The sequence below is a fragment of the Vicinamibacterales bacterium genome, assembly GCA_041659285.1.
In the GTDB taxonomy this organism is placed as follows: domain Bacteria; phylum Acidobacteriota; class Vicinamibacteria; order Vicinamibacterales; family UBA2999; genus 12-FULL-67-14b.
The window spans coordinates 283,004-299,915 of the sequence record JBAZYO010000003.1; the positions used below are offsets into that span (position 1 = coordinate 283,004).

12 protein-coding genes and 2 pseudogenes are annotated in these 16,912 nt (G+C 63.8%); 8 read left to right on the forward strand and 6 right to left on the reverse strand.

The window, feature by feature from the left end:
- The first annotated feature begins 40 nt into the window (after positions 1–40).
- The 3 genes from WC815_06185 (at position 41) to WC815_06195 (ending at position 4,999) form a co-directional block, all read left to right on the forward strand.
- Positions 41–499, forward strand: coding sequence for a beta-ketoacyl synthase N-terminal-like domain-containing protein (locus tag WC815_06185; GenBank protein MFA5908344.1), 459 nt, complete (start codon positions 41–43; stop codon positions 497–499).
- A gap of 1,805 nt (positions 500–2,304) precedes the next feature.
- Positions 2,305–2,574 (forward strand): transposase, encoded by a 270-nt coding sequence (locus WC815_06190; GenBank protein ID MFA5908345.1) that lies wholly within the window; start codon positions 2,305–2,307, stop codon positions 2,572–2,574.
- A 1,319-nt stretch (positions 2,575–3,893) separates the two neighbouring features.
- Positions 3,894–4,999 (forward strand): IS3 family transposase gene (locus WC815_06195; GenBank protein ID MFA5908346.1). Its coding sequence is split into 2 segments (ribosomal slippage): positions 3,894–4,143 and positions 4,143–4,999, totalling 1,107 coding nucleotides; the frame shifts between segments, so codons are not numbered across the junction.
- Positions 5,000–5,128: 129 nt separating this feature from the next.
- Here the strand turns inward: WC815_06195 and WC815_06200 are convergent.
- Positions 5,129–5,392, reverse strand: a pseudogene (locus WC815_06200) (transposase).
- An 877-nt stretch (positions 5,393–6,269) separates the two neighbouring features.
- Between WC815_06200 and WC815_06205 the strand changes: the two are divergent.
- The 4 genes from WC815_06205 to WC815_06220 all read left to right on the forward strand — a co-directional run bounded on the left by WC815_06205 (position 6,270) and on the right by WC815_06220 (position 10,755).
- Positions 6,270–7,499: an acetyl-CoA C-acyltransferase gene (locus WC815_06205; protein MFA5908347.1), complete on the forward strand. Its 1,230-nt coding sequence runs from the start codon at positions 6,270–6,272 to the stop codon at positions 7,497–7,499.
- A 115-nt stretch (positions 7,500–7,614) separates the two neighbouring features.
- Entirely contained in the window at positions 7,615–8,664 is a 1,050-nt protein-coding gene (locus tag WC815_06210) for a 3-isopropylmalate dehydrogenase (protein ID MFA5908348.1), read from the forward strand.
- Between the two features lie 52 nt (positions 8,665–8,716).
- Complete coding sequence (locus WC815_06215) at positions 8,717–9,898, forward strand: acetyl-CoA C-acetyltransferase (protein ID MFA5908349.1); 1,182 nt, start codon at positions 8,717–8,719, stop codon at positions 9,896–9,898.
- Complete coding sequence (locus tag WC815_06220; GenBank protein MFA5908350.1) at positions 9,898–10,755, forward strand: 3-hydroxybutyryl-CoA dehydrogenase; 858 nt, start codon at positions 9,898–9,900, stop codon at positions 10,753–10,755. Before WC815_06215 ends, WC815_06220 begins: the two co-directional genes overlap by 1 nt.
- A gap of 182 nt (positions 10,756–10,937) precedes the next feature.
- Here the strand turns inward: WC815_06220 and WC815_06225 are convergent, their stop codons facing one another.
- The 4 genes from WC815_06225 to WC815_06240 all read right to left on the reverse strand — a co-directional run bounded on the left by WC815_06225 (position 10,938) and on the right by WC815_06240 (position 13,278).
- Entirely contained in the window at positions 10,938–11,741 is an 804-nt protein-coding gene (locus WC815_06225) for a methyltransferase domain-containing protein (GenBank protein MFA5908351.1), read from the reverse strand.
- A gap of 7 nt (positions 11,742–11,748) precedes the next feature.
- Positions 11,749–12,267 carry a hypothetical protein gene (locus tag WC815_06230; GenBank protein ID MFA5908352.1) on the reverse strand — a complete coding sequence of 173 codons (519 nt, stop codon included), beginning with the start codon at positions 12,265–12,267 and terminating at the stop codon, positions 11,749–11,751.
- The gene (locus WC815_06235; GenBank protein ID MFA5908353.1) at positions 12,264–12,485 is read right to left on the reverse strand and encodes a hypothetical protein; all 222 of its coding nucleotides are present in this window, start codon (positions 12,483–12,485) and stop codon (positions 12,264–12,266) included. Before WC815_06235 ends, WC815_06230 begins: the two co-directional genes overlap by 4 nt.
- Positions 12,486–12,546: 61 nt before the next feature.
- Positions 12,547–13,278, reverse strand: coding sequence for a TRAP transporter TatT component family protein (locus WC815_06240; protein ID MFA5908354.1), 732 nt, complete (start codon positions 13,276–13,278; stop codon positions 12,547–12,549).
- Between the two features lie 7 nt (positions 13,279–13,285).
- On the opposite strand from WC815_06240, the pseudogene folE reads away from it, so the two are divergent.
- Positions 13,286–13,810 (forward strand): annotated as a pseudogene (folE, locus tag WC815_06245) (GTP cyclohydrolase I FolE).
- Between the two features lie 163 nt (positions 13,811–13,973).
- On the opposite strand, the gene WC815_06250 reads toward folE, so the two are convergent.
- Complete coding sequence (locus WC815_06250; protein ID MFA5908355.1) at positions 13,974–16,772, reverse strand: TonB-dependent receptor; 2,799 nt, start codon at positions 16,770–16,772, stop codon at positions 13,974–13,976.
- Positions 16,773–16,912: the final 140 nt, after the last annotated feature.

Sequence of the window (16,912 nt, forward strand, 5' to 3'; positions counted from 1 at the left end):
GGTTTTTTTGAACGTTCGTTTGATATCATTTCCTCTGCAAATGCCCTCCCCATCCCAGTCAGCCACGCAGGTCGTGATTCTGGGCGCCGCCCGCACCCCAATCGGCAAGTTTGGTGGCGCCTTCAAGAACGTGCACGCGGCGGAGCTCGGCGCCGTGGCGGCGAGGGCGGCGTTGGCGCGCGCCGGAGTGACCGCCGACGACATTCACGAAGTGCTAATGGGGCACGGCCGCCCCGCCGGTGTCGGCCCCAACGCGGCTCGCCAGGTCGGGCACCGCGCCGGTGTGCCGCACACGGCGCCGGCCTACACCATCAACAAGGCGTGCGCGGGCGGCATGCAGGCGGTGGCGTCGGGCGCGCAGAGCATCCTGCTGGGCGAATCGGACGTCGCCCTCGCTGACGGCATCGAGAACACGAGCCCCGAGCCATTCCCGATCGACGCGGCCGACGTGCCGCGGGTCACGCGACACGTCATGGTTCAACCCGTCGATGGGCATTGACTGAGCCACTAATGAAAGACCTACCGAATGGCCGTGAGTGCCGCTTCAACCGACCTCTCTGCGGCTGGAGACAGGCGTCCTCTCCAGATGGACCGAACGACTCCCGAAGGGTCCACCAGAAGTAAAGTCGGCGTTGCGGCCAACTCCAGATCACGGGGCGTAACATTCTCGTAGCGAAGCGCCTTTAGTCCGTTTGCTTCGCAATATGCCTTTAGTTCCGCCGGCCCTGCCCGTCCGACCACGACGAGCGGGACAGAGGCGTAGGTGCTGCGCAACCGACTATAGAATGGCATGCTCTCCGTGCAGAAGCGGCACTGAGGCGATAGGGCTGCTACCATTGTCCACTGGCGCTCCGCCAATCTCGGCTCTACCTGCGAACCGACATCGACGGTCTTCCTGAAACGTTGCAGGAGCGGCGGACCCATTACGCCAATTGCAATGAGCAGCATGACCACAGTGCCGATGAGTAGAATCCTATCCAGCCATCTCATAGTTGATTCCCCTCTTAGAAGCCCAGTAAGAACGGCGGCACTGCCCGCGGTAACTGCAGGACGTCTCCACGCCTAGTGGGCCAACAAGTGTCGCAGATGGCCTTGCGACACTCCCACCATTGCGAAATATCCTGCAGCCACCGAGGTATTCCTTCACGCCCGCATTCAAACGCGGGTAGTCACGAGAGTTCGTTCGAGAGGCAATGCCTCCGCAGCTACGGTATGCAAGCCCCGGCGTAGCAAACCCAGCCACCAGTGCATTCAGGCCAACAGCCGAAACCGCCGTTGCCGCATGGATCATTCGACTCGGTGTAGAAATCCGATGTTGAACCCCACATCAGAGTGAAATGCCACTGGCAGTCAATGAACCCCTCGCCGACTTGCTCCGTTAGCGAACTGTCTGAGTAGTAAGCCAGCACCGTCGAGTACTCGCGACTGGCCTGTAGGTTGGCCACTGAAGCGACAGCGACGGCCGTGGACACTAGAAACATTAACGCAATGAACTTAGTTTTCATCAATCCCTCGTCTCCGACGTGACTGGTTGAGTTGCAGCGATCGAGAAACCAAGCAGCCGATTTCGGCTGGCCACCTATTCCTGACCGCTATTGAGATAGACGGCCATCAAGACAAGAACTCTCAACCGGTCTATTCGAACGTTCGTTTGATATCATCTCCTCTGCAAATGCCCCCCACCTCCCAGCCAGCCCCGCAGGTCGTGATTCTGGGCGCCGCCCGCCCCCCAATCGGCAAGTTCGGTGGCGCCTTCAAGGACGTGCACGCGGCTGAACTCGGCGCGTTCTACATTTGGAAGAAGAAAATACGCGCAGCTAGGCGTCGCTGAGCTGCGGTAGCTACGATCGCTCGAGGATGAGAATGCGCGCCTGAAGCGGCTCGTCGCGGACCTGTCGCTCGACAAACACATCCTCACCGAGGCCCTGCGAAAAACAGTCTGAGGCCCCACAGCGCCGCGAGCTGGCCGCTGTATCGGCTCGACGGCCTGCAGCTGCGGATGCGGGTCCGTCGACGGAAACACGTCGCTTTGCACCGCTGCGCGGACCTGCACCCGTGCCGGCTGGTCCGACCGAGCGCTGGAGCATGGATTTCGTTTACGATGCGTTGGCCGATGAACGGCCGTTTCGGGTGTTGAAGGTCGTCGATCTAGTGAAGTCGCCAGAGTCCGATCTTGGAGGCGGCGTCCAGCATGTCAGGGGGCACGGTGAGCGTGGCCCTCGATCGGGCCATCGCCGGGGACTCGGTGCCATGCTCGATCACCGTCGATCACGGCACCGAATTCATGTCGCGCGCGCTCGATGATTGGCCTTCGCGCGCGGTGTGCAGCTGGATTTCATTCGAACAGGGAAACCCGTGGAAAATACCCTCATCGAATCATTCGACAGACGGCTGCGTGACGAGTGCTTGAACGTGCACCAATTCACGTCCATCGAGGATGCCAAGGAGAAGATCGAAGCCTGGCGGGTCGACTACAATGAGCGCCGCCCGCACGGCTCGCTTAGCCATCTGACACCGGACGAGTACGCACGGCAACGCCGGAGTTCACTGACCGCTGAAGGCTCTTTTCTCTAGCGTCGGGTGTCTCGTTTCGGGACCAACGTCACTGACCGGAGCAGTCTGCCTTCGGTGGTTCACTGACCGGGCAAGCTTACGTATGGACCGCCGGACACCGCCGCGCGCTGCTCGACATCCTATAAACCCAGTAGCCCCAGGACTTCCTGTTCGCGTTCTTGCTCTAGCAATCCAAGCCAGGATCCGAGAACCGTGCGGCTCGAATTGGCAACAATCACCAATGGAGTCGTTGAGTTTCGGAAATAGCCTGGCTCAATTCGCACTATCTGCGCAGGCTTCAGTCCTTGCTTGTCTAAATAAGTAACCAGAACCGCCTCCGGCTCCTCACTCACGACCACTAGCTTTAAACCGGGCGCTTGGTGTCTCGCCAGCCTTCGATAGAAGGCCATGCTGTCTGTGCAATATCCGCAGCTGCTTCGCACGTGGACGAGAACCACTCGCTCCGCGTCGAATATCGAGGGTGGCAGGCCTTCGGGTAGCCGTTCGGATGGCTCGTAGACAACTGGCGGCTCGGGCAGAGGAGAGGGCTCTGTGACCAATCGATGAATCAAGAACACAGAAGCCACCACTGCGGCGAAAGCCATCGTCACGTTTGCGGTCAGCTCAGTCGCCGAGCGAAGGGCTCGGCGACCAAGGAACGGCGACAATCTCGCGAGCCCCATTCTGCCTATCTCAGGCTGCACCCGACGGTTTGAGATTGGTACCAATCCTCGCCGGAACAGCCGCATAAGCTTCCCCCAAACTTTTCCGATTGGTATTGGGACGTCTCGCTGCCCCAACTGTTTACTAACTGACCGTTGCAGTTGTACTGTCGGATGCCTACCACGTTGGAACAACTCGAGTCCTCGAAGTAATTGACGTCCATGATGTAGCAGAGATTTCGCCGTGCCTCCACGGACCTTTCGGACACAGCTACGAAGACAGCGGTCGCTATCAACATCGCACCTAGCAAGCGGGTTAAGCGCCTCATTTCATCCTCCTTCAGTCGGGTGTCTGCCGGTTACCGTAGGCGGCAATATTCCTCTCGAAGCTGTATCCGGTCAATCTGGCGACGGGGGCGTTTCTTGCTGTTTAGGGGCAGTAGTTGCGGAATTCTCAGTAAGCGTTCGACAAACCACGTGCTTGACAGGCGATCGCCCCGCGACTTGACGGACGATCGGTAACTGCGGGCCGAACCCGGCGTTATGCGGCCGCGGGGCGGTCGGTTGTGGCGGCCCAGCCTTTGGGGGTGAGTTCGCCTGAGGGGCTCCGGGGTTTTCAGACCAAATCGAGGGTGAGTCTGCGGCACAATCGGCCCTGGGGGGCCAGGAGGACGTGCCGTGAAGAAGAAGCGTTTTTCGGTTGAGCAAATCACCGCGGTGCTAAGGCAAGCGGACCAGGGCGTCCCGGTCGGCGACCTGTGCCGCAAACTCGGGGTCTCGGAGCAGAGCTTCTACCGCTGGAAGAAGGTCTACGGCAGTCTGCAGCCGAGTGAGGCCCGCGAGTTGAAGCAGTTGCGCGACGAGGTCACGAAGCTGAAGCGCCTGGTCGCGGATCTCTCCCTGGACAAAGTCATGCTCCAGGACGTGATCCAAAAAAAGTTCTGAAACCCGTCAAGCAGCGCGAAGTGGCGAAATACTTGATGGGACACTACGACGTCAGTGCACGCCGCGCGTGCCGCGTGATCCGCGCGACGCGATCGTCGACGTACTACACGACGCGGCGCGACCCGCTCACGGCCTTGCGGCAGCGGATGCGCGAGCTGGCCCAGACGCGGGTGCGGTTCGGCTACCGACGCCTGCGGATCCTGCTCCAACGAGAAGGCTGGGCGGTCGGCAAAGAGCGCTTTTATCGGGTGTACACCGAGGAAGGTCTGGCGCTGCGGCGGAAGCGACCGTGGCGGCACGCCACGGCGGTGCATCGCGAGCAGCGGCGCCCGGCGACCGCCAGGAACGACATTTGGAGCATGGACTTCGTCGCCGACGAGCTCACGGATGGACGGCGCTTCCGCACGTTGACGGTGCTGGATCTCTTCACCCGCCAGTGCCTCGACATCGCCGTCGGACGCGGGCTCACCGGACAGGATGTGGTGGCCGCGCTCGAGCGGCTCCGCTTCGATCGGGGCTTGCCCCAGCGGATCTACTGCGACAACGGCAGCGAGTTCGTCGGGGCCGCCATGGATCTGTGGGCGTATACGAACAAGGTCATGCTGGACTTCAGTCGCCGCGGCAAGCCGACCGACAACGCCGCGATCGAGTCCTTCAATGGCCGCTTTCGCGATGAGTGCCTGAACGTGCACTGGTTCGAATCCCTGGAGGATGCATCGACGAAGATCGAGGCCTGGCGGAAAGACTACAATGCGAATCATCCTCACCGAGCTCTCAAGGGCCTCAGCCCCAGTGAATACGCTCGGAAAGCGATGGAACCCTCTGCAGAGTCACTCTAGGATTGGTCCGAAAAAGCCGGTCCCCTCAACAGGGGGCCATTCTCCAGTAACGATTGGTCCGAAGAAACCCGGCAGGTCACGCCGATGCGTGCGTGCGGATGTGTGGCCACGCGGAGCAGGACAGTCGAAGGGCGGGACGTGGACGAGTTTGCAGCTCTGGACCAATGAATAGAGGCGCGCGGCGCGCCGGGCGCCCTCCAGGCTGCCGGCCAAGAGCCAGTTCTTGCGGCCGACCGCGACGACGCGCAGTTGGTTTTCGGCGCGGTTGTTGTCGATGGCCAGGCGGCCGTCCTCGACATAGCGCTGCAGCGCCGCCCCCTGATTGGTGAGATAGCGGATGGCGTCGCCCAGCGGGGATTTCGGAAGCACCGTGCGCGCGAGTTCCTGACGCACCGTGTCGACCGGGCGAGCAGCGGGACCGCCTGGCCGCGGCGGAGCGCACGCCTGGCGTCCGCGTCGCGGTCGGTGCCCGCGCGTTCGACCTGATAGACGTCCACGGTCGTACCCCGTGCCGCCGGGCAAAGATCGCTCCCGATTCGTCGCTCGCGCGCCACTGCGCGACGAGTCTCGCCATCCGTGCCGCTGTCGATCGCTGCGCCATGTCCCACCCTCCAGAGCGGAGGATCGGTCGAACCTCAGGTCGGCTTCAAGACGGGGTTCGTCGAACGCTTACAATTATCCAGCGAGCGCGTGATAGACGGCGTTTCCCCGAATCGCGGTCTGTAATGTCTACAAAGATGCTTTGCGTCTCTGTATCCAACCGCGGCCGCGACCTCCTTTACACTCAGTTGGCTTCTGATGAGCAGGCGCCTGGCTGCCCTCGTGCGGAGGGCGTGCAGCCTTCGCCCAAAACCCATTCCGTCGAAAGCCATCAGAGTTCGCGATAAGTGGTATGGAGACAGGCCGAATCGCTTCGCTATGACGGTGAGTGACAGGCCAGGATCAGAGAAGCGTGATTCAATTTCGAGCAACACTGCAGAGACCTTTTGCATCTGCATATTCCATATATCCCTAATCGGCCCGGCTTCGCCGTTCGTCAAATCGAATGGTCAACTAGAGTTGGTGGTCACTCGAATAGACGGCCAACCGCCTGGTTTTTCTCATTCTGCGCACATTCCATTCGGATCTTCATCCGCGCCACAGCCGATTCCACGGCACCCTGTGGTGGAGGCTTCAATTGTCGGCTGGTCTAATGACAAGTGGCGACCAAGAGGCGGCTCTCACCCAACGGTCTGTGTCTTGAACAATCGTTTGATATCATAAGGAATCGATGACCTCACCGCCGGAACCGGCTGGGGAAGTATTTATTCTTGGGGCCGCCCGAACACCCATCGGGCGATACGGCGGGGCCTTCCGGGATGTCCACGCGGCGGAGCTCGGCGCCGTGGCCTCGCGCGTTGCGATCGCGCGCGCGGGCATTCAGGCTGACGATGTCCAGGAAGTCCTAATGGGGCACGGCCGCCCCGCGGGTGTCGGCCCCAACGCGGCTCGCCAGGTCGGGCACCGCACCGGTGTGCCGCACACGGCGCCGGCCTACACCATCAACAAGGCGTGCGCGGGCGGCATGCAGGCGGTGGCGTCGGGCGCGCAGAGCATCCTGCTCGGCGAATCGGAGGTGGTCCTGGCCGGCGGCATCGAGAACATGAGCCGCACGCCGTACCTGATCGACGCGGCGGACGCGCGCTGGGGCCACAAGATGGGCAACTTCCAGTTCGTCGACGCCATGTATCGCGACGGCTTCCAGGATCCGCTGTCGGGCCTCATCATGGGCGAGACCGCGGAAGTGCTGGCGCGCCAATACGGCATCACGCGCCAGGAGTCGGACGCATTTGCGCTGGAGAGCCAGCGCAAGGCGGAAGCGGCGCAAAGGGCCGGTCACTTCACGCGCGAGATCGCGCCGGTAACTGTGCCTTCGGCCAAGGGTCCGGCTGAAGCCGGACTCCACATCGATACCGACGAGCATCCCCGGCACGGCTCGACCATCGAGGCGTTACGCAAGTTACCGCTGACGTTTCCGACGGTGGAAGGCCACGACGGCATCATCACCGCGGGAACGGCGTCGGGCATCACCGACGGCGCCGCCGCGCTCGTACTGTCGTCGGCCGCCTTCGCGGAGTCGCGCGGCCTCACCCCGCTCGCGCGCATTGTCGGGTGGGCGAGTGCCGGCGTGGATCCGCGCATCATGGGCATTGGCCCGGTGCCGGCGATTGCGAAGCTGCGACAGCGCACCGGCCTCGGCATCGATGATTTCGATCTCGTTGAGATCAACGAGGCGTTCGCCGCGCAGGTCCTGGCGGTGCTGAAAGACGTGCCGATTCCGGCGGAGAAGCTGAACGTGAACGGCGGCGCGATTGCACTCGGCCATCCCATCGGCTGCACCGGCGCCCGGATCATCGTCACCCTGCTCCACGAGCTGATGCGCCGGGGACAGAAACGCGGCCTCGCCACGCTGTGCGTCAGCGGTGGTATGGGCATGGCGATCGCGATCGAGATTGCGTGACGAGAATGCCACAGAGACACCGAGACACAGAGAAGACAACGTTTTTCAAAATGCATTTAGAAAAGAGATTTCTCTGTGCCGCGGTGTCTCTGTGGCCGTCTAATGGAGTCATCTCGTGAGAATTGCAGTCATCCCCGGCGACGGCATCGGCAGGGACGTCACCGCCGAAGCGGTGAAGGTGTTGCAGGCCACCGGCCACGCGTTCGGGCGGCGGTTCGATCTCGTGCACCTGCCGTGGAGCGCGGATCACTACCTGAAGACGGGCGAGACGCTGCCGGCCAACGGCTACCAGATGCTCCGCGACGACTTTCAGGCGATCTTGGTCGGCGCGCTCGGTGATCCGCGCGTGCCCAACAACCAGCACGCGCGCGACATCCTGCTCGGCACCCGGTTCGAGCTCGACCTCTACGTGAACTACCGCCCGGTGCGGCTGCTCGACGATCGCCTCTGCCCGCTGAAGGATCGCGGGCGCAAGGACATCAACTTCGTCGTCTTCCGCGAGAACACCGAAGGCGTCTACGTCAGCATCGGCGGACGCTTCAAGGCCGGCACGCCGGATGAAGTGGCGATCCAGGAAGAGATCAACACCTACAAGGGCGTGCACCGCATCATCCGCCACGCGTTCGAGTACGCGAAGGCGAACGGCCTCACCAAGGTGTGCATGGCCGACAAGAGCAACGCCATGCAGCAGGGCCACGCCTTGTGGCAGCGGGTGTTCAAGGAAGTGGCGGCGGAATATCCGGGCATCACCGCCACGCACCAGTACATCGACGCGCTGGCGATGTTCCTCGTCAAGGATCCCGGCCAGTACCAGGTGATCGTCACCAACAACCTGTTCGGCGACATCGTCACTGACATCGGCGGCGCGTTGCAGGGCGGGCTCGGGATGGCGGCGTCGGGCAACATCCACCCCGGCAAGACCTCGTTGTTCGAGCCGGTGCACGGGTCCGCGCCCCCGCTGGCCGGGAAGAACGTGGCCAACCCGGTGGGCGCCATCCTGTCGTCGGCGCTCATGCTCGAGACGTTGGGAGCGGCGGAGGAAGCGAAGGCCATCGAACGCGCCGTGGAAGCGGCGATCGCGCAGAACCAAACCACCTCAGACATCGGCGGCCCGCTCGGCACGCGCGAAGTCGGCGACTGGATCGCCGCGAGAATTGCCAAGTGAGAGAGCAACCGCCAATTCCCAGGAGGGCGGCACTTTAGTGCCGCCGATAAATATGGCCAAACCAGTTTTCATCATCGGCGGCGCCCGCACGCCCATGACGCAGCATGTCGGCGCGCTCAAAGATCTGTCGGCCATCGAACTCGGCGCCATCGCGTCGAAGGGCGCGTTCGAACGCACCGGGACCAGGCCGGAGTGGGTTGACCACGTCGTCTTCGGCAACGTCCAGCAGAGCAGCGTGGACGCGCACTACGGCGCCCGCCACGTCGGCCTGAAGGCAGGCGTGCCCATCGAGGTGCCGGCACTGACCGTGAACCGCCTGTGCGGCTCCGGCATCCAGGCGGTGTTGAGCGGCGCCCAGTGCATTCAACTGGATGAGGCCGGCATCGTGCTGGCCGGCGGCATGGAGAGCATGAGCCAGGTGCCGCACGTCATCCGCGGCGCGCGCTCGGGCTTCAAGCTCGGTCAGGGCAAGCTCGAAGACTGGCTGTGGGAAGGCCTGAGCGATCCGTACGCCGGCTGCTCGATGGCGGTCACCGCCGAGAACTGCGCCGCCAAGTACGGCATCACCCGCGAAGACTCCGACGCCTACGCCCTGCGCAGCCAGCAGCTCGCGCACAAGGCGTGGTCCTCGGGGATCATGAAGGACGAAGTGGTGCCGGTCGAGATCAAGACCCGCAAGGGCGTGACCCTGGTCGAACAGGATGACCACATGCGTCCCGAGACGACCATCGAGATCCTGGCGAAGCTGCCGGCGGCGTTCAAGAAAGACGGCGTCGTCACCGCCGGTAACGCCAGCGGCATCGTCGATGGCGCGGCGGCGCTGGTGATCGCCGGCGAAGACGCGGTCAAGGCGCGCGGCCTGACGCCGCTCGGCCGCATCGTGTCGTGGGCCACCGTCGGCGTCGAACCGACCATGATGGGCATGGGCCCGGCGCCCGCCATCCGCAAGGCGCTTGAGAAAGCGGGGCTCTCGCTCGGCGACCTGGATCTGATCGAAATCAACGAAGCCTTCGCGGCGCAGTACCTCGCGTGCGAGAAGGAGCTCGGCCTCGATCGCGACAAGGTGAACGTGAACGGCGGCGCCATTGCGATTGGCCACCCGCTCGGCGCCAGCGGCGCGCGCCTGCTGCTGACGCTGCTGCACGAGCTGCGCCGGCGCGGCAAGAAATACGGGGTGGCGTCGGCCTGCATTGGCGGCGGCCAGGGCATTGCGATGATCGTGGAGGCACTCTAATGGCCATCAAGACAGTGGGTGTGTTGGGTTGCGGGTTGATGGGCGCGGGCATCGCGCAGATCTCGGCGGCCGCCGGGTTCAAGACCTTCGTGCTCGAGGTCAACGACGACGTCCTCAAGAAGGGGCTCGGCCGCATCGACAAGTTCCTGACCGGCGGTATCGAAAAGGGCAAGGTGACGCCGGAGCAGAAGGCGACCGTGCTCGCCAACCTGACGGGGACGACCAAGTACGCGGACCTGAAGGATTGCGACCTCGTGATCGAGGCGATCATCGAGAACGTCGAAATCAAGAAGCAGGCCTACGCGCAGGTCGAGGCCGTGGTCGGCCGACACTGCCTGATCGCGTCGAACACCTCGTCGCTGTGCATCACCGAACTCGCCGCCGCCACCAAGCGGCCCGACCGGGTGGGCGGCCTGCACTTCTTCAATCCCGTGCCGCTGATGAAGCTGGTCGAGGTGATCCGCGCGCTGACCACCAGCCAGGAGACGCACGAGGCGCTGTCTGCGTTCGCGAAGGCCATCGGCAAGGAGCCGATCTCGGCGCCCGACCGCGGCGGCTTCATCGTTAACCGGCTGCTGGTGCCGTATCTGCTCGATGCGATCCGCTGTCTCGAAGACGGCATCGGCACCGTCGAAGACATCGATAACGGCATGAAGCTCGGCTGCGGCTATCCCATGGGCCCGTTCACGCTGCTCGACTTCGTCGGCCTCGACACGACGTATTACATCGCCAACATCATGTTCGAGGAGTTCCGCGAGACGCGATTCGCGCCGCCGCCGCTGCTGAAGCGGATGGTGATCGCCGGGCACCTCGGCAAGAAGTGCGGCAAGGGCTTCTACGATTATTCCGCGAAGTAAAGACATTAGCCATAGAGGACACAGAGGACTCAGAGACCGGTTGTCTCTCTGTTCTCTGTGGCTGACGTTTCCCCTCGGCGCTGAAACCGGCGCACTGGCGCGGCTGCGCCACGGATTCGATCTCGAGTCTACGCCTCTGAAGTCGCGAGACGAACTGCATGAGCGATAAGTAATTCGCTGGCCTACTTGGCCCCCACGCCCTTGAAGAACGCGTAGCAGAACACACCGTCCGGGGCCGCGGTGCGATAGAGGTCTCGAATCCCCGCGTCGAACCGCTCCGCTGAGATCAGTCCCGCGGCAATTGCTGCCTCACGAACGCCCTCGATCATGGCCGTGAACGTCTTGCGCGTGAAGCCGTCGATCAGGTCGGGACGGCTGCCGTCGACGTACACCGGCCGTGGCGTGACGCGAATGTTGTTCAAGCCCGCCGCGGTCAGCAGGGGATAGAGCTGCCGGCCGATCAGGCTGTTGCCGCCGGCCCGGGCCTGCAGCGTCACCAGGCAGTCGATTGCCTCGCGAGCGGCGGCGCTGTCGGGATGGAAATAAGCCGAGTCGTGATCGCCCTCTATCACTGTCATGGTACCGCCCGGCTTCAACAGCTTCTTCAGAGCCCGCAACGCCTCGACGGGTTGCGAAAGATGCTCGAGGACAAAGCAGACGAACACGTGATCGAACGACACCTCTGGATAGGGCAGCGCGAAGAGGTCGCCCTGCTGAAACTCGACGTTGGTGAGGCCGGCACCGTCAATCAGGCGGCGGGCCGCAGCCAGCGACTCCGCGGAGCGGTCGACCGAGATGAATTGCGCATCCGGGCTCCGCTGCGCCAGCGTGATCGTCTGCGCGCCGACGCCACATCCGGCTTCGAGGACGAGACTGCCGGCCGGATAGGACGTATCGCAATGCAGGAGATCCACCAGCGAGCCGGCCTGGTCGCGCAGCCGCTTGTTCTCGCGCTCGTGATACCCGTGAACGTAGGCTTGGTTCATCGCCCGCCTATGCGCGCAGGCTCTGCCAGCGCTCGCGCATTTCCGACGGCAGTTCGGCGAGATCGGCCGTGACGTCGCTGGCCAATTGCACTCTCTCCGGCTGCCGCAGCAGTTCCCGCACGTCCCACAGATCCTGTGGTCCACCCGCATAAAGCTTGAGCAGGACCAGGTCGCGAGCCAATACGACGGGTGGCCCGCCGGCGACCAGTTCCGCGCGTTCAACCGCACGCTGCTGCCAGGCCAGCTTTCCGAGAATCACGTCAACCGGCCGCTCGTCTGCCGTCTCGACCCGGACGACGCCGCCCAGCGGATCGTCCGCATCGCCGCGCCGGATGTCGATGCGAAGGCCATCGGACGACAGCGATTGCCAGAGGCCCGGCTCCAGGACCTGCCCGTCGGTGGTCAACAGATCGATATCGTAAGTGGATCGCGCCACACCCCGGGCGGCGAGCGCGGAAGCCCCGATCAGCGCATGGGCAATGCCGGAGTCGTTGAGCACGCCGCACACACGCTCGAACACGGTCATCGCAAGGGGTCAGCCGATCGGCTGTAGCTGGCGCGGTCGCGTGACCGCTGCGCCCGAAGCTGCGCCAGCGCCGTGGCGCGATCGAGCCCGCTGGTCCGCACATACACATCGAGGTCCGCATCACCCAGCGATAACGCCAGGGCAATCCGCGCCTGAAGCGGCAACTGCAGGACCGCGGCTGTCGTCTGCGCGCGCAGGTCGTCAGCGACCGATTTCATGGCCTCAGTATCGCACGGGCGCCCAGGCCATCGGCCGTCGCATTCGCGCTGAGGCCGATGGTCATGGGCCTCTGCGCGAGAGTCGCTGCAGAATCTGCTTCGCCTGCTCTTTGAACCGCCGGTCCTCGGGAATCCAGTCCGGGTCGGGTGGCGCATCGATCGCCGCCTGATACTCCTTGCGCGCCTCGTCTGTCCGCCCCATATCCGCCAGCGTGTCGGCCAGGAAGATGTGCGAGATGACACTCCGCGGGTTGTAGGTGAGTGCCTTCCGCAGGTGCTCCTCGGACTTCCGGTTGCTGCCGCCGAAGAGGCCCGGCACCTTGAAGTACCAGCGGCCAATGGCGCGGTCCGCTGACCCTTGCAGGAACGCCGGGTCGAGCTTCAGCGACTTCTCGAGTGCATTGCGGATCTGGCTGCGGTATTTGATCCCCTGCCGCAGGCCGAACGACTCGGCGAGCGCGCCCATGTTCGCCGCCAGCCAGAAGTGGCCTTCCGGCCGGTTGGCGTCGATCGCAATCGCCGCGCGCGCGGCCGCGATGCCGGCCTCGAGCGCGCCCTTGCGTTGCGGCTCGGGTAACCCGTTGGTCCCCAGCCAATAGCGTGCCTGCGCCAGCCGATACGCCGAGGTGAAATCCTGCGGATTCGCTGTCAGCCGAGCCGTCCAGATGTCGGTGGCCTTCCGGGCGCCGGCCTGGTTCTCCCGGTCCTTGTAGAGGGCGTCGGGATCGTCGGCGGGAATCTGGACGGCAGGTGCATCGAGTGCGGCACCTGACGCACCCGCGACTAGATACAATACGCAGATGCAGGATCTCATCCACCGCTTGCTGATCGAACTGGGCGAAGACCCCGATCGCGAAGGGTTGGCCAAGACGCCGCGGCGAGTGGACAAGGCGTTGAGGTTTCTCACGAGCGGGTATCAGGCTGACATCGATGACACGCTGAACGGCGCGTTGTTCAGCGTGGATTATAGCGAGATGGTGATCGTCCGCGACATCGACTTCTACAGCCTGTGCGAGCATCACCTGCTGCCGTTTTTCGGCAAGTGCCACGTCGCCTACATCCCGAACAAGCGGGTGATTGGCCTCAGCAAGATCCCGCGGCTGGTGGACATCTTCGCGCGGCGGCTCCAGCTGCAGGAGCGGATGACCAACCAGATCGCCGAGACCATCACCGAGAAGATCAAGCCGCTCGGCGTGGCGGTGGTGTGCGAGGGCACGCACCTGTGCATGTCGATGCGCGGCGTCGAGAAGCAGAACTCCTACACCATCACCAGCGCCATGCTGGGCGCGTTCCGCGATCAGTCACGGACACGGATGGAATTCCTGGAACTGCTGAAGCTCAGGAGTGGGAGCGTCTCGGTGACGGGGATGCCGATCCCGGACCATACGCACGATCACGACGAGTAGAAAGAGAAACCGGAGATCAGAAGATCAGAAGAAACGAATTGTTCTCCTGATCTCGTGATCTCCGGTTAGAACTCCTGGCCTGCTAGAAGCGCAGCGCCGCGTTGAAGCGGATGTTCCGCGGGGCGTAGACCTGCGCCGGGGATCCGAACTGCGGCACGGTGTTGATCGCGCCGGCCGGGTCGCCGTTCTGCCGCAGGTTGATGGTGCCGCTCAGCGTCCGCGCATCCCAGGGCGTGTTGGTGTTGGTGACGTTGTTGAAGTCCACCGACACCTCGAACGAGCGGTCGCCGAAGCGGGCGGTCTTGAAGACGCGCAGGTCGGCGGCCGTCCGGCGTTCGAGCCGGTAGGAGCCCAGCGGCTCGACGTTGAGGGTCGAGTTGCCGCCCACCGTCTGCGCCGTGGTGAACTGCCGCGTAATCGCCGCGCCGCTCTGCATGTTGAGGTTGCCGGCGACGCCGATCTCGTAGAACGGCAGCACGTAGGTGCCGGTCACCTTGAACTGGTGCGGCCGGTCGCCAATCTGACCGGTCACCGGTCCCTCGGCGTTGATCAACGCGTTGGGATTGACGTTGACGCTCACGCCCTTCACCCGGGTCTCCGAGTAGGTGTAGCCCATCAGCATCTGCCAGCGGTTCGACATCCGCTTGGTGGCGGTGATCTCGAGGCCGTTGTAGGTCTGGCGGAAGGCGCGGTCGTTGGTGAAGAACGTCTGGTTCACCGCGGTCGAGGTGCGGTTGTAGAACTGGAACGTCGAGTCGTCTGCCGTCCCGGCCCTGCCGTCACGCCCGGTGTCCGTGCGCGTCGTCAGGAACGTGTCGTACGGGTTGGCGGGGTTCGAGGTGGCCTGCGGGTCGCGCTCGCTACGGTGGGTGAGCACCGCGCTCAGGCGCAAGGCAGGGAAGAGCTCGTGGTCGATGCCGCCGGTGAACTCGTCAGTGTAGGGACGCCGGTAGTCGGGATCGACGGAGATCGTCGTCGTGTCCACCCGCGAAATCACGGGCGTGCCCACCTGCTCGCCGGGTTGGAAGTGGCGATCGCCATTGAGGTCGCTCCAGCTGTACTGCTCCTGGTAATTGGCGTTGGGGTTGACGCCGTCGAGGATGCCGCCGCCGGAGGCGATCACGTAGTAGTAGCGGCCGGCCGCGGCCTTGAGCGCGGTCTTGCCGGTGCCGGTGACGTCGAAGGCGGCACTGATGCGCGGACCCGCGGTGGTCCAGTTGACGACGTCCGGCTTCTCAGCGAATTCCCGCACCAGGTTGGGAAAGAACCGGCTGGCCGGGCTGCCCTGTTCCGGCAGGTAGCCGTTCAGCCGCTCCCAGCGCACGCCGCCGGTCACCGTCAGGCGCTTGTAGGCCATGCTGTCCTGCGCGTAGAGCGCCGTCACGTCCACGGCGGTCTTGGTATAGAACGGCGTCGCGTAGAGCGTGACGTTCTGGGCGAGTCCGGTGGCGCTGCTGTAGGTCATGTCGACGTCGTCGAAGCGGCTGGTGCGGTTCTCGACCGGCGAATGGGCGTGATCGAATCCGAACTTCAGCTCGTGCCGTCCGCCGAGCAGCTCGTCGATGTAGTACTGACCCGTCGCGTTCGCCTGGTAGCGGTCCCGCCAGCGCTCGGTGCCGGCGGTGAAGTTCCGCGTGCGGATGCCGGTGGCCGAGTCGAGCAGCGTCTGGTCGTTGCCGTTCAGGTAGGTCGGGAAGAAGATCTTGTTGAGGCCGACCCGCGCGTCCAGGAAGAACTTCTGCGTCACCACCGAGTTCCACAGCACCTGGTAGATGTCGAAGACGTCGTCTTCGTTGCTCGTGGAGTCCTTGACGAGGGTGTTGGAGCCGGCCAGGAAGCGGTTTGGCTTCTTGTAGTACTGGCGCGAGTACAGGCCGGTCAGCCGGTTCTTGTCGTTCAGCTGATAGTTGAAGTTGACCAGGCCTGACGTGATGTCGGTCTTGTCGAGCACCAGCGTCGAGAAGGCCGCCGGCACGTTGACGTGCACGCGCCAGTCGCGGAACGAGGCGAACATGCGCAGCTTGCGGGCGATGAGCGGGCCGCCGCCGCTGACGTTGATGTCGGAGACGAAATCGACCGCGTTGGTTTCCGGACGGAAGCCGTAGCGCAGCAGGTTGTCGTCGATGTTCTGCGTCTGGGTGGAATCGCCGAGCCACGCGCCGGTCACGCGGCCGCGCCACTGCTCGCCGCCGCTCTTGGTCACCATGTTCAGGAACACGCCGCTGGTCGGCACGGTGATGTCATGCGCGCCGGTCGAGACCTGGATGTCGTCGAACGCATCGAAGTCGTAGTAGAAGCCGGCCGCGCCAATCGCCGCGGGGTCGCCGACGTTGATGCCGTTGAGATAGCTGGAGTTCTGCGCGCTGGTGGTGCCGCGCGCGTTGAACACGCCCTGCAGCCCGCCTGAGGTGCCGCCGACGTCGGGCCGCGTGATCAGCAGGCTGGGGACCTTGTATTCCACCAACGACCAGATGTCGCGGCCGCCGGGCGTGCCCTGGAGCAGCTGCTCGCTCAGGTTGACGCTGGTGTTGGCGCTGGTCGTGTCAACGACCGGCGAGGCGCCGGTGACGGTCACCGTTTCGGCCACCGTCGCCACGCTCAGTGACAGGTCGAGCGGCACCGTGGCGCCGACCTGCACCGACACGTTTTCGCGAATCATGGTGCGGAACCCCTGCAACTCGACCTTCACCGAGTAGATGCCAGGCGAGAGGGACGGGAAGCGGTTCACACCGCCGTTGTCCGTCACGCCGCTCATGGTGCCAGCCACCAGCACGGGGCTGGTCAGCGTCACCGCGACGCCGGGAACGGCGGCGCCCTGCTCATCGGTCACTCGAACCAGGATCGATCCCGTCTGGACTTGGGCGGCAACAGGAAAAGCCACCACAGTCATCAGACTGATAGTCGCCAGAAATACTCGCATTCGATTCATGACATTGCCTCCGGAAAACCGTTCGCGCTCTACGAGAAGTTGAAGTGGCGCATGCTTACAAATGGGACACGCATCAAGGATGGGCTGACAAG